The sequence below is a fragment of the Vannielia litorea genome (genome assembly GCF_018424695.1).
GTDB classification, from domain to species: Bacteria; Pseudomonadota; Alphaproteobacteria; order Rhodobacterales; family Rhodobacteraceae; genus Vannielia; species Vannielia litorea_A.
This window is the reverse complement of sequence record NZ_QTNQ01000101.1, coordinates 1-12,240: the sequence shown is the minus strand read 5'-3', so window position 1 is coordinate 12,240 and position 12,240 is coordinate 1. Positions and strand designations below refer to the sequence as shown.

The following is a 12,240-nucleotide window of genomic DNA, read 5'->3' as shown; positions in this document are numbered from 1 at the left end:
ACGCACGGCCGCACCTCAAGGAAAAGGGCGCCCCGAAAGGCGCCCTCTCAACCTCACATCCACCCCGATCAGTTCGGGATCAGGTCCGGGATGATCGACACGATCCCCGGGAAGGCCCAGAGCAGCGCCAGCCCCACCACCTGGATCAGCACGAAGGGCGCCACACCCCGGTAGATATGCCCCGTCGTCACCTGCGGCGGGGCCACCCCGCGCAGGTAGAACAGCGCAAAGCCGAAGGGCGGCGTCAGGAAGCTGGTCTGGAGGTTCACCGCGATCATGATCGTCACCCATTTCGGGTCCATCGTCCCGCCATAGATCACCGGGCCCACGATCGGCACGACGATGTAGATGATCTCCAGGAAGTCGAGCACGAAGCCGAGGATGAACATCACCAGCATCACGATCAGGAAGACCTTGAACTCGCTGTCGAAGCTCTTGAGGAACTGCTGGATGTAATGTTCCCCCCCGAAGCTGATGACCACGAGGTTCAGAAGCTGCGAGCCGATGAGAATGGTGAACACCATGCTCGTCACCTTCGCCGTCTCCCGCACCACCGGTGACATTACCGATGTCCGGTAGAGCACCCACACCGCGTAGAGCACCCCGAAGAAGGCCACCATATAGGCCGCGAAGGCGACGAGGAACGCCAGCCAGACCCCGGCCGAGACAACCTCCTGGTTGATCCGCAGGTCGAAGTTCATGCCCATCAGGATCATCACCACCGTCGCGAAGGTGGCCGCGAGGATCACCTTCGGGCTGCTGTCCTCTTCGCGCAGCTTGCGATAGGCCGCCAGCATGATCGCGCCCGCCGCGCCGAGCGCGGCAGCCGGGGTCGGGTTGGTGACACCGCCCAGGATCGAGCCGAGCACCGCCACGATCAGAACCAGCGGCGGGAAGACCACGCGGATCAGCTCGTTTTCAGCAAGCCGCTTCGCCGCGCTGACCGAGGCCCAGAGCACCACCGCGAGGGGCACCGCGAGGATCGCCAGGGTGGCCCATGGCCCGGCATCGGGCCGGATGAAGAGCCCGTCCGCCAGCAACATCAGCGCAATCGCGGCCCCGCCAATCGCAAGCGGCAGAGCCGAGGCGGTCGGGGCCACGCCCCGCGCCACCACGAACATCAGCGCAAACAGCACCGCCAGCGTGGCAACGCCGGTGCCGATGGGCGCCGCCAGCGACGGCGGCAGCGCCGCGGCCTCGGTCTCTTCCGCCGGTGCTGCGGAGTCGTCCGCCCCGGCGTCGGCTTCGGGCGCCGCTTCCGACTGCTGCTGCACGGCTTCGGCCCGCGACGCGGCCGCGGCAACGGAGGCATCCCACTTCTCCTGCCCGTGCAGCTCGATGATCGCCGCCTGGCACTGCTCACTCACGTTGAGGCGGGTCAGAAGGCCGTCATTGCCCGCCTGCGCCTCGCTCACCGCCGGGTCCAGCGCGCGTTGGCTTCCGATCACGCCGAGCTGCCCCAGCACCATCGCCCCGCCAATCAGCACGACCGGCAGCGCAAGGAACCACGTCAGCTTCTCCTGCCGCGTCAGCACACCGCCGCCGCCACCGTCAAGCTGCACCGAGGGCGCGCGCGACGGGTTGAAGATCGCATAGCCCAGCGCATAGGCTGCATAGAGCCCCGCCAGCATCACCCCGGGCAGCATGGCCGCCTGAAACAGCGTGCCCACCGAAACAACCGCAGGTTTGCCCAGAAGCGTCAGCGCATCGGTGCAGCCCACCGATTGCGCCCGAGCCTCCTGCGCCGTCGAATAGAGGTCGCCCGCCAGTGTGCCCAGCAACACGATCACGATCGAAGGCGGAATGATCTGCCCCAGCGTGCCGGAGGCCGCGATCACCCCGGTCGAAAGCTCGGCGGAGTAGCCGTTGCGCAGCATGGTCGGCAGGCTCAAAAGGCCCATCGTCACCACCGTCGCGCCGACGATGCCGGTGGAAGCGGCAAGGAAGGCGCCCACGACCACGACCGAAACCGCGAGCCCCCCCGGCAGCGGGCCAAAGACCCGCGCCATGGTGGTCAACAGGTCTTCGGCGATCTTCGAGCGCTCCAGAACGATGCCCATCATCACGAACATCAGCACCGCCAGCAGCGTCTCGATCGACTGGCCCGCAAAGACCCGCTCGTTCATCCGGTTCACGACGAAGGAGAGATTGCGGTTCACCGCCTGCTCCCAGCCACCGGGGAACAACGGCACCTCGACCCTCGGTAACTCCGGGTATCGGAACACGCTCACGTCATCCCGGTGCACCCCCTGCGCCAGCACATCCTGGTAAGCCGCGCTTCCGGTGTCGATCGCCTGGTGTATGAGCAGCCCCTGCCCGTCCAGCAACGCGATGATGCCAAAGGAAATAATACCAGCCCCGCCGATGGCGAAGGCCACCGGAAAGCCGGAAAGAATGCCCCCGAAGAGACACAGAAGAACGATCAGCAGGCCGATCTCGACGCCATCAAGTCCGAAAATCATCTGCCCAACCCCTAATGCGTGCCTTCGTAGGCTTCTTCACCCTCACCGAGGGTGTCTTTGTCGAGATATTTGTCAGCACTCTCCGGCCCCTCCCGGAACTCCAGGAACGAGCGATAGAAGAAGGCCACCGCTTGCAGCAGCACCAGCGCGCAGAAGGCCACCATCAGGATCTTGAACAGGAAGTAGCCGTTGAAGCCATTGGGCGAGAAGCCGATGGTTTCCACGTTCCACTTCATGATCGCCGATTTGCGCATCAGCAGGTCCAGCCCCTCCGAAGCGCTGACCTTGGGCGTGATGAGCGAGCGCCAGAGGAAGAACCACGCGTAGAGCCAGGTAAGCACGGCCACCGGCACCATGAAGAAGAGCGAGCCGAACATGTCGATCACCTTCTTGGTGCGGAATTTCACCACCGAGTAGATCAGGTCCACCCGCACGTGGCTGCCCTGTACGAAGGCATAGGTGACGCAAAGCGCCACGATCATCGCGTTGTAAAGCTTCAGTTCTTCCGAGAACCAGCCGACAGACTGGGTGAAGCCGAAACCGAAGGGGGCAATCGTGATCTCGCCGAAGCGAAAGACCGATTGCAGAAAGACGACCATCACCTGCTGAAGCACCATCACAAGCCCGATCCAGGCCACCAGGCGCCCCACGGTGTTGGCAAACCACTCCAGCCCGCGCACGACGCCCCACATGATCCGGGGCCAGACGATGCCCACCACGGTCAGAACGAGGAAAATGTCGAACACCGCGAAGAACAGCTCCACCGAGCCGCCGTAGTAGATGAAGCGCATCAGGCTTTCGCCGTTGCTCCAGTCCAGCCACGTGCCCGGATGGGCGATCGCATAGAAGATGTTGTAAAAGCCCATCCCGACATTCTGGATGAACCACACGAGCGCGGTCCCCATACGCTCTGCCCCCTTATGTGCAATGGCCGCGCGCGTATAGTCGCGCGCGGCCCGGTCTTACAAGTGCCTCTCGGCCTTACATCGCGTCCAGCACGCGGTTCCGCTGGTTGGCGTAGGCGCTGTCCGACACCGAGAGCCAACCCGAGGTGGCCCGCATGGAGTCCATCGCGCTCTTGTGGATCTTGGCGAAGAGATCGTCCGAGGTGTAGCCCTGCAACAGCTCGACCGAAGCCTTGCCGAAGGCATCCCACACGTCGTCGGAGAATTCCTTCACCTGGGTGCCGCCCGATTCCAGGCGCGCCAGCGCCGGGCCGTTGTTGGCGATGAACTGCGCGTAGTTGGCCTGGTGGGCATCGGCACAGGCAATCTCGACGATCTTCTGCTGGCTCGGGGTCAGCGAGTTGAAGACTTCGAGGTTCATACCAGCCGAAAGCGCCGCACCGGGCTCGTGGAAGCCGGCAGGGTAGTAGTAGTCACACACTTCCTGCAGGCCCAGCTTCTCGTCCGACCACGGACCGATCCACTCGGTCGCGTCCAGCGCGCCGGTCGACAGGGCCTGGTAGATCTCGCCGCCCGGAAGCACCTGCACCGAGGCACCCAGCTTGCTGAGGGCTTCGCCGCCGAGGCCGGGCATGCGGAACTTCATGCCGTTGAAATCATCGGCCGAGGTCACCTCGTTGCGGTACCAGCCGCCACCCTGGGCGCCGGTCTGACCGGCGATGAAGCCGCGCACGCCGAACACTTCGCCCAGCTCGTGGTGCAGCGCCATGCCGTCCTGGCCGTAGTACCAGGTCATCAGCTCGGGCACGGTCATGCCGAAGGGCACGGCGGTAAAGAAGGCCCATGCCGGGTGCTGGCCAACCCAGTAGTAGTCGGCGCCGTGATACATGTCGGCCTGGCCGGAAACCACCGCGTCAAAGCTTTCAAGCGCGCCCACCAGCTCGCCGGCGGCCTTGGCTTCAACGGTGATCTGCCCGTCGGTGGCCGTGGTGATGTTGTTGGCGACCCGTTCCACCGAGTCCCACACGCCCGCCAGGCCACGGGGCCAAGTGGTGACCATGGTCAGCGTGCGATTGCCCTGTGCATAGGCAGGCGCGGCCAGCGTAGTTGCCGCAGCAGCCCCGCCACCAAGCGCAGATGTCTTGAGAAATGAACGACGGTCCATTCGTGTCCTCCCGTTATGTTGAGCCGCAGTCCTCTCCGCGGCCCTTCCCTTTTTTCGGTGCAGGCAAGTTAACGGCATCGCATCGGCGAATAAATACCAACTACTGCGTAGAACTGCCCAAACATGCGCCATTTTCGGTCTGATGCCCGCAGAAGGCGCCTCAATTGACGCCAGCGGCCCCCGGGCGCATCTTTGCCCCCGATGACACGACTCCTCGATCGCCTCGCCCCCCGCTACGGGCAGAAGCTTTTTCTGTTGGCCGCGCTGCCGCTGGTGCTGGCGGTTTCGGCAATCTCGCTGCTGGTGGTCCAGCAATCCCGCCGTCTCGCAGAAAGCGAGATCGCCGCGCTCGAGGCCGAGCTGATCGCCGCCAAGAAGGTCGAGCTGAAGAACTACGTCACCCTCGCCCGCGCCGCCTTTTACTCGGTCTATGCCTCCGCCCTGCCCGATGACGAGGCTGCCAAGACCCGCGTCACCCAGATCCTCGCGGCGATGACCTACGGCACAGACGGCCAGTTCTTCGTCTACCAGTATGACGGCACCAACCTCGTCGCGCCTCGCCAGACCGAGCTGATCACCCGCAATTGGGCCGGCCAGGCCGACAGCGCAGGCACCCCGGTGACCGACCGGCTGATCGAGCTGGCCCGCGACGGCGGCGGCTATCACACCTATCTCTGGCCCAAGCCCTCCACCGGCGAAGAGGCCCTGATGATCTCCTATGTCGGCGGGCTGCAGGACTGGAAATGGGCGGTGGGCACAGGCGTCTTCATCGACGACGTGCTGGCCACCACCGCCGCCGCCCGCGCCGCCACCGAAGCCCGGGTGCGCGACACCTTCCTCTGGATCGCCGCCATCACCCTGATCGCCCTGCTGGTGGTGTTCCTCTCCGGCCTGCTCATCACCACCCGCGAGCGCCGCCTTGCCGATGGCAAGCTGAAGGCCCTGACGCAGCGCATCCTCGACGCGCAGGAAGACGAGCGCGGCCGAGTGGCGCGCGAGCTGCACGATTCCATCTCCCAGCTTCTGGTCGGCGTGCGCTACGCGCTGGAGCTTGCCAAGCGGCGGCAGGCGACGGGCGATCCGGCGGTTGGCGACAGTCTCGACAAAGGCATCTCCGGCCTCAACGGGGCCATTCAGGAGGTCCGCCGCATCAGCCGCGATCTGCGCCCCGGCGTGCTGGACGATCTCGGCCTCGGCCCCGCCCTCCAGGCCCTGACCGAAAGTTTCTCGGCCCGCACCGGCATCGAGGCCAACTTCGAAACCGTGGTGTTCCGCAACCGGCTCGATCAGGAAGCCAAGATCGCCCTCTACCGCATCGCGCAGGAGGCGCTGACCAACATCGAGCGCCACTCCGGCGCCGATACCGTCAACATCCGCTTGCGCGGCAACCGCTCCGGCGGTCTGCTGCGGATCGAAGACAACGGCACCGGCTTGCCGTCCGGGGCCACCGAGAGCGCGGGAATGGGCCTGCGCAACATGTCCGAACGGATCGAACAGCTCGACGGCACGCTGCGCCTCTTTTCCACCCGCAACGGCACCGTCATCGAGGCGCAGGTGCCCCTCAGCCACATGCTGCCCCCAGAAGACCCGCAGAAAGCAACCGCATGACCCATTCGCCCACCCGCGTCGCCATCGTCGACGATCACCCGATGGTCGCCGAGGGCATCCGCGCCATCCTGCAAACCTATGACGACATTGAAGTGGTCGGCACCCTCAGCTGCGGCCAGGAGATCATCGACAGCGTCGATGCGCTCGCGCCCGACGTGGTGCTGCTGGATCTCAACATGCCCGGAATCGGCGGCCTCACCGCCACCGAACTGCTGCTGGAGCGCCGCCCCGGCACCCGCGTGCTGATCCTCTCGATGCACGACGGATCAAGCTACATTTCCTCCGCCCTATCGCATGGGGCCATGGGCTACATCCTCAAGGATGTGCCCACCGAAGAGATCAAGACGGCGATCGACAAGGTCATGGCGGGCGAGCGTTACCTCTGCACCGGCGCCCACGCCTCGCTGAAGCCCGCCACTCGCGAAGGCGTCGAACAGCTCACCAACCGCGAGCAGACGATCCTGCTGCAACTGGCTCAGGGCAAAAGCAACAAGGAGGTCGCCAGCGCGCTCGACATCTCGGTGCGCACGGTGGAAACCCACCGCAAGAACCTGCGCGCCAAGCTGGGAATATCTTCAACCGCCGGTCTCACCCGCTACGCGCTGGAGCACGGCGTGCTCCAAGGCACCGGCAAGGAGTTCTGATCCCGCGCTCAGCCCAAGCCGATGAACGAGAGGATCGCGAGCACGATGACGACGAGGCCGACGAGATAGATAATGCGGTTCATGGGGTATCCTGACTTTTGAGGGCGCTGTGCCCCACGGTGCGGGGCTCTGCGCGTTGGGGCCTCAACGTGCCCGCCCGCAAGACGGTTCCACCGCCCGCCGCCACTGGCCCCGTCAGTTGCTGAAACAAAATTACCAACAAACCGCCCATAGCGAAACTTTCTCCACAAACCCGGTTGACGCCCCGCCCCGCCTCTCCTAGTTTCCGCCCACGCGAAACGCATGAGGCACCTCGAATGGCTACCATTCTTGTACTTGTAGGAGAAAGGCGCATGGGCCGGTAATTGCCGGAAAGCTCAACACCTTACCCCATGCGCCCCCGATTGCCCTCGGGGGTTTTTTTATGCGAATCGCAGATAGATGACGCCAGAACGGAGAGAGAAAATGGCACGTCAGATGACCGGAGCGAAAATGGTGGTCCAGGCCCTGAAGGATCAGGGCGTGGAGGTCGTATTCGGATACCCGGGCGGCGCCGTCCTTCCGATTTACGACGAGATCTTCCAGCAAAACGATATCCGCCACATCCTGGTTCGTCATGAACAGGGCGCGGCCCATGCCGCCGAGGGCTATGCCCGCTCCACCGGCAAGCCCGGGGTGGTGCTGGTCACCTCCGGCCCCGGCGCAACCAATGCCGTCACCGGCATCACCGACGCGCTGATGGATTCGATCCCGATGATCGTGCTCACCGGCCAGGTGCCCACCTTCGCGATCGGCTCCGATGCCTTCCAGGAGGCCGATACCGTCGGCATCACCCGCCCCTGCACCAAGATGAACTGGCTGGTAAAAGACACCGACAACCTCGGGCAAACCATCCACGAGGCCTTCCACGTCGCCACCTCGGGCCGCCCCGGCCCGGTGCTGATCGACATCCCGAAAGATGTGCAGTTCGCCTCCGGCACCTATACCGCGCCCAAGCAGATGCAGTCGCACTACGCGCCCAAGGTGAAGGGCGACGCCGAGATGATCACCGCGCTGGTGGAAGCGATGGAAGAGGCCGAGCGCCCGATCTTCTACACCGGCGGCGGCGTAATCAACTCCGGCACGGCGGCCTCGCAGCTGCTGCGCGAGTTCGTCGATGAAACCGGCTTCCCCATCACCTCCACCCTGATGGGCCTCGGCGCTTACCCCGCCTCCGGCAAGAGCTGGCTGGGGATGCTGGGCATGCACGGTCTCTACGAGGCCAACCTCGCCATGCACGGCTGCGACCTGATGATCAACGTCGGCGCCCGCTTCGACGACCGGATCACCGGCCGCGTGTCCGACTTCTCGCCCCACAGCCAGAAGGCCCATATCGACATCGACCCAAGCTCGATCAACAAGGTGATCCATGTCGACATGCCCATCGTCGGCGATGTAGCCCATGTGCTCGAAGACGCCCTGCGCATCTGGAAGAGCCGTGGCCGCAAGACCAACAAGGCGGGCCTCGAGAAATGGTGGAAGCAGATCGCCGACTGGAAGGCGGTCCGCTGCCTCTCCTACGAGCCGTCGAAAAAAACCATCAAGCCGCAGTATGCGCTGGAGCGTCTGGAAGCCCTCACCAAGGGCCGTGACCGCTACGTGACCACCGAGGTCGGCCAGCACCAGATGTGGGCCGCCCAATTCCTCGGGTTCGAAGACCCCAACCGCTGGATGACCTCCGGCGGGCTGGGAACGATGGGCTACGGCTTCCCCGCCTCCATCGGCGTCCAAATCGCCCACCCCGATGCGCTGGTCATCAACGTGGCGGGCGAGGCAAGCTGGCTGATGAACATGCAGGAGATGGGCACTGCCGCGCAGTATCGTCTGCCGGTCAAACAGTTCATCCTCAACAACGAGCGCCTGGGGATGGTCCGCCAGTGGCAGGAGCTGCTGCACGGCGAGCGCTACTCGCACAGCTGGTCCGAGAGCCTGCCCGACTTCGTGAAGCTGGCCGAGGCCTTCGGCGCCAAGGGCTTCTGCGTCTCCGACCCGGCAGACCTCGACGAGGCGATCATGGAGATGCTGGCCTACGACGGCCCGGTGCTCTTCGACTGCCTCGTGGAAAAGCACGAAAACTGCTTCCCGATGATCCCCTCGGGCGAGCCGCACAACAAGATGCTCCTCTCCGGCGCCTCCACCTCCGACGCCATCAAGGAAGGCGGCGCGGTTCTGGTGTAATCGATTGAGGTGGAGCCGCTACGGCTCCACCTCCTCCCAGCTCCCGTCAGGCACCATGACGCTCACCACCTGCACCCCCGCCTCATCGGCGGCAGCCACCACCACCGGGCCGGGGGCCTCCGCGGCCTCTTCGATCAAGGCATCGAGCAACTCGCAATGAAACGTATTGCAGATCCCGGCCCGGTAGCCCCTCGGCAAGCTGCACCCCATCGGCCCCTGAAAGATACAGCCCCCCGCGCTGCTCTCTTCGGGAAAATGTGCCGCGTAGCGTGCCAGCAGCGCCTCCTTCGTCAGCCCCGGCTCGGCCCGTCGAAAGGCCTGTATGGTGCCGACCTTCACGAAGGCGTTCTGCCCGTAGCCCCTGATGCAGCACCGCCCCCGGCAGGAGGCACAGGCCGGGCCAACCGCATCGGGCTCCTCCGGCTCATGCGCCGCCCGGTCATAGACCGGCGCAATCTCCTCCTCCGCCACCTCAAAGGCCGCGTCGCACAGCCGGGCCACATGGGCCAGAAAGGCAGCGCGGCGGCCCTCCTCGGCGGGCACCAGCACCGGCACCCGGTGCGGCACCGCGCCCAGCAGCGGCACTTCGCCCGCCGCGTCCTCCACCCGGCGCATCACCGGCGCCACCGCAGCGGCCACCCGTGCGCGCGCCGCCTCGGCCCCGGCCCGGTTCTGCTCGGTCGCCCTTTCGGCAACCACCCGCCCCTGCGCGGCGGCACAGAGCGGCGCGCCGCAATGCCCGGCCACCGCCAGCCGATGAACCGGCACCGCCGCGCCGCAATGCGGGCAGGCCCCATCCGGCCCGTTCACCTGAATTTCCCTAGCGTCACCTCACCGAGGCTACGCCCCACCCCCGCCATTGACAATCCGCGCCCCAGCCGCAAAACCACGCCCAGATCGAAGAGGAGCCACCCATGGCCGCGCTGAAACTGAAAAAAGGCCTGTCGAAGCATTCGGCTTACGACCTGAAAGACCCCAACGCCGAGGTGATCGAAACCCACACCCTCGCCGTGCTGGTCGAAAACGAGGCCGGCGTGCTCGCCCGCGTCATCGGCCTGTTCTCGGGCCGGGGCTACAACATCGAAAGCCTCACCGTCGCCGAGGTGGACCATGAGGGCCACCGCTCGCGCATCACCATCGTCACCACAGGCACACCCTCGATCATCGAGCAGATCAAGGCCCAGCTCGGCCGCCTCGTGCCGGTGCATGACGTCCACGATCTTACCGTCGAAGGCCCGTCCGTCGAGCGTGAACTCGCGCTCTTCAAGGTCGAGGGCACCGGCGACGAGCGCGTCGAGGCTCTCCGCCTCGCCGATGTGTTCCGCGCCAACGTGGTCGACAGCACGCTCAACAGCTTCACCTTCGAAATCACCGGCCCCTCCGACAAAATCGACGCCTTCGCCGATCTCATGCGCCCCCTCGGGCTGAAGGAAACCGCCCGCACCGGCATCGTCGCCCTCGCCCGCGGCGAGAAGGGCTGAACCGGCCTGGATGCGCTGCGCCCCGCGTAGCGCACCCGGCGTTCAGCGCCTGCGGGCGAACCACCCGCGCAGCGCGACCAGCAGCACAATGTTAAGGACCGGCGCCAGCAGCGCCGCCCAGAGCCGAGGCGCCTCCGGCAGCGCCCCGGTCATCAGGTTCCACGGCAGCCCCAACGGCAGCAGGAACACCCCTGCCAACGGATCCTGCTCCTGCCCGAACCAGCCATAGGTGCCGATCAGGAAGAGCGCCAGCGCCGCCACGTAGAGAACGGCGAACACCCAGAGCAGGATCGTCAGGGCCCGCGTCATGCCCGCGCCCTCAGAGCGAGCCTTCGTCTGTCAGAGACATGATCTCCGCCGTTGTCCCGTCCTCGTAGGCAATGCACTGCCACGGCGCCTGATCGGGTCCGACGCCCACGCGCACCATCGTGCCCGCCTGCGAAAACTCCGAGCCCAGCAGCACCACGTCGGGGTTGTTGGTCACGGCCGTCACGTCGCGCAGACAGGCTTGCTCTGCCGCCGTCGGCATGTCGCCCTGCGGCGCTGACGGCGCAGCGGCCTGCCCGGTGCCTTCGATCAGGTAGCGCCCCGCGGCCCAACCCTCGTATCCCGGGTCCGCCAGCGTCGCGATGCGGCACCAGCGTTGCCCCTCCGACATCTGGCAGCCGAGGTTGCGCACCTGCGTGCCGCTGGCCAGCTTCGTCACCACCGGCTCCCCGGTCGAGGGCCCGGCCCGCATGTTCAGCGTATCGCCACCTCCCACGCTCACCTCGTAAAAGTCCGGCCCGCCCGCGAGCCCGTCGGCATAATCGCCCTGCACTTGGGCCGAGCTTTCGCCCCCGATCGACACGTTCAGTGTGTAGTTTGCGCTTTCGCCCCGACGCGCGGCGCTTCGATACAGGAACACCATCACCGTGTATTCGCCCGAACTCGGCAGCGCACCGCGCCAGTCGTTGATCGTATCGCTCAACTCCCCAATCGCCATCGCCTCGTCGCCCGGGCCCTTCCCCGGTGCGTAGATGTTGAAATAGGTCGCCGCGTTGTTCGAGGTGAGCGACACATGCATTTCCTGCCCCGCCGATGCGCCCAGCTTGTAGAGCACGGCATCCCGGCCCGACACTGTGTCATTGATCGTCGTCCCGCTTGTGCCCGCCGCGAACTGCACCTGCTCGGTGCGGTCCTGTGCGGCCACCGGGGCTGCGGCCATCAGAGCAGCCAAGATAAGTCCCGTAAACTTCATCATGACAGTCTCCCTCCAGGCGCCCTGACCGGCGCAGCGCGCAGCCATGTCCGGCCGCCCACTCATCCTAAGCACGAAACCTGCACCTGGCTATCCCCACGAAAGCCGCGCGGCGCCTCACTCGCAGGCCAACGGCCCGCCAAACTCCGGCTCCGGCCACCCCACCAGCCGCACGCCCTCCGGCCCGGCGCAGATGAGCTGCGGGTAGTTGCCCGCGTCCACCGCGTAATTGCAGCTTACCTCCAGCCCGAAAAGCTCTCCCTGCAAGCGCCAGCTCTCGTGCACCCGCCCCCAGCGCAGCCGCCCCGCCGGGCCATCGCAGCCCTCCGCCTTCAGCCCGGTCAGCCCAAGCACCCCGGCCCGCAACGCCAGCTTCTGCTCCCACAGCGCCCCGTCCGGCCCTCGCCCCACCAGCTCGTAACTCCCTTCAAAAAACGGCAGTTCCGGCCCCTGCTCCGACCCCGCCGCGCAGGCCGCGCCCGCCATCATCACCCAGGCCACGCATGCCCGCATCGCCG

11 protein-coding genes are annotated in these 12,240 nt (G+C 65.9%); 4 read left to right on the top strand and 7 right to left on the bottom strand.

Features of this window, described 5'->3' with window-relative positions:
- Nucleotides 1-68: 68 nt before the first annotated feature.
- The 3 genes from DYI42_RS21115 to DYI42_RS21105 all read right to left on the bottom strand — a co-directional run bounded on the left by DYI42_RS21115 (nt 69) and on the right by DYI42_RS21105 (nt 4,532).
- The gene (locus DYI42_RS21115; protein ID WP_213548726.1) at nt 69-2,462 is read right to left on the bottom strand and encodes a TRAP transporter large permease; all 2,394 of its coding nucleotides are present in this window, start codon (nt 2,460-2,462) and stop codon (nt 69-71) included.
- A gap of 11 nt (nt 2,463-2,473) precedes the next feature.
- Complete coding sequence (locus tag DYI42_RS21110) at nt 2,474-3,367, bottom strand: TRAP transporter small permease subunit (protein ID WP_213548725.1); 894 nt, start codon at nt 3,365-3,367, stop codon at nt 2,474-2,476.
- Between the two features lie 76 nt (nt 3,368-3,443).
- Nucleotides 3,444-4,532: a TRAP transporter substrate-binding protein gene (locus tag DYI42_RS21105; RefSeq protein WP_213548724.1), complete on the bottom strand. Its 1,089-nt coding sequence runs from the start codon at nt 4,530-4,532 to the stop codon at nt 3,444-3,446.
- 201 nt (nt 4,533-4,733) lie between these two features.
- Here DYI42_RS21105 and DYI42_RS21100 point away from each other — a divergent pair, with 201 nt between their 5' ends.
- The 3 genes from DYI42_RS21100 (at nt 4,734) to DYI42_RS21090 (ending at nt 9,001) form a co-directional block, all read left to right on the top strand.
- Nucleotides 4,734-6,140 carry a cache domain-containing protein gene (locus DYI42_RS21100; RefSeq protein ID WP_213548723.1) on the top strand — a complete coding sequence of 469 codons (1,407 nt, stop codon included), beginning with the start codon at nt 4,734-4,736 and terminating at the stop codon, nt 6,138-6,140.
- On the top strand, nt 6,137-6,784 hold the full coding sequence (locus tag DYI42_RS21095; protein WP_213548722.1) for a response regulator transcription factor: 648 nt from the start codon (nt 6,137-6,139) through the stop codon (nt 6,782-6,784). Before DYI42_RS21100 ends, DYI42_RS21095 begins: the two co-directional genes overlap by 4 nt.
- A 465-nt stretch (nt 6,785-7,249) precedes the next feature.
- Complete coding sequence (locus DYI42_RS21090; RefSeq protein WP_213548721.1) at nt 7,250-9,001, top strand: acetolactate synthase 3 large subunit; 1,752 nt, start codon at nt 7,250-7,252, stop codon at nt 8,999-9,001.
- 18 nt (nt 9,002-9,019) lie between these two features.
- Here DYI42_RS21090 and DYI42_RS21085 read toward each other — a convergent pair whose 3' ends face one another.
- Entirely contained in the window at nt 9,020-9,811 is a 792-nt protein-coding gene (locus DYI42_RS21085) for a hypothetical protein (RefSeq protein ID WP_213548720.1), read from the bottom strand.
- A gap of 104 nt (nt 9,812-9,915) precedes the next feature.
- Here DYI42_RS21085 and ilvN point away from each other — a divergent pair, with 104 nt between their 5' ends.
- Nucleotides 9,916-10,482 (top strand): acetolactate synthase small subunit, encoded by a 567-nt coding sequence (ilvN, locus tag DYI42_RS21080; protein ID WP_213548719.1) that lies wholly within the window; start codon nt 9,916-9,918, stop codon nt 10,480-10,482.
- A 42-nt stretch (nt 10,483-10,524) separates the two neighbouring features.
- Here the strand turns inward: ilvN and DYI42_RS21075 are convergent, their stop codons facing one another.
- The 3 genes from DYI42_RS21075 to DYI42_RS21065 form a co-directional block, all read right to left on the bottom strand.
- Entirely contained in the window at nt 10,525-10,791 is a 267-nt protein-coding gene (locus tag DYI42_RS21075) for a hypothetical protein (RefSeq protein ID WP_213548717.1), read from the bottom strand.
- A 10-nt stretch (nt 10,792-10,801) separates the two neighbouring features.
- The gene (locus DYI42_RS21070) at nt 10,802-11,725 is read right to left on the bottom strand and encodes an SH3 domain-containing protein (RefSeq protein WP_213548715.1); all 924 of its coding nucleotides are present in this window, start codon (nt 11,723-11,725) and stop codon (nt 10,802-10,804) included.
- Nucleotides 11,726-11,839: 114 nt separating this feature from the next.
- Nucleotides 11,840-12,240: hypothetical protein (locus DYI42_RS21065; protein ID WP_213548713.1), on the bottom strand; the 401-nt coding region annotated here is incomplete at its 5' end.

Bases quoted from the DNA above. Each gene is read 5' to 3' on its own strand.
- DYI42_RS21115 (WP_213548726.1), bottom strand. From the start codon at position 2,462: ATGATTTTCGGACTTGATGGCGTCGAGATCGGCCTGCTGATCGTTCTT.
- DYI42_RS21110 (WP_213548725.1), bottom strand. From the start codon at position 3,367: ATGGGGACCGCGCTCGTGTGGTTCATCCAGAATGTCGGGATGGGCTTT.
- DYI42_RS21105 (WP_213548724.1), bottom strand. From the start codon at position 4,532: ATGGACCGTCGTTCATTTCTCAAGACATCTGCGCTTGGTGGCGGGGCT.
- DYI42_RS21100 (WP_213548723.1), top strand. From the start codon at position 4,734: ATGACACGACTCCTCGATCGCCTCGCCCCCCGCTACGGGCAGAAGCTT.
- DYI42_RS21095 (WP_213548722.1), top strand. From the start codon at position 6,137: ATGACCCATTCGCCCACCCGCGTCGCCATCGTCGACGATCACCCGATG.
- DYI42_RS21090 (WP_213548721.1), top strand. From the start codon at position 7,250: ATGGCACGTCAGATGACCGGAGCGAAAATGGTGGTCCAGGCCCTGAAG.
- ilvN (WP_213548719.1), top strand. From the start codon at position 9,916: ATGGCCGCGCTGAAACTGAAAAAAGGCCTGTCGAAGCATTCGGCTTAC.
- DYI42_RS21075 (WP_213548717.1), bottom strand. From the start codon at position 10,791: ATGACGCGGGCCCTGACGATCCTGCTCTGGGTGTTCGCCGTTCTCTAC.
- DYI42_RS21070 (WP_213548715.1), bottom strand. From the start codon at position 11,725: ATGATGAAGTTTACGGGACTTATCTTGGCTGCTCTGATGGCCGCAGCC.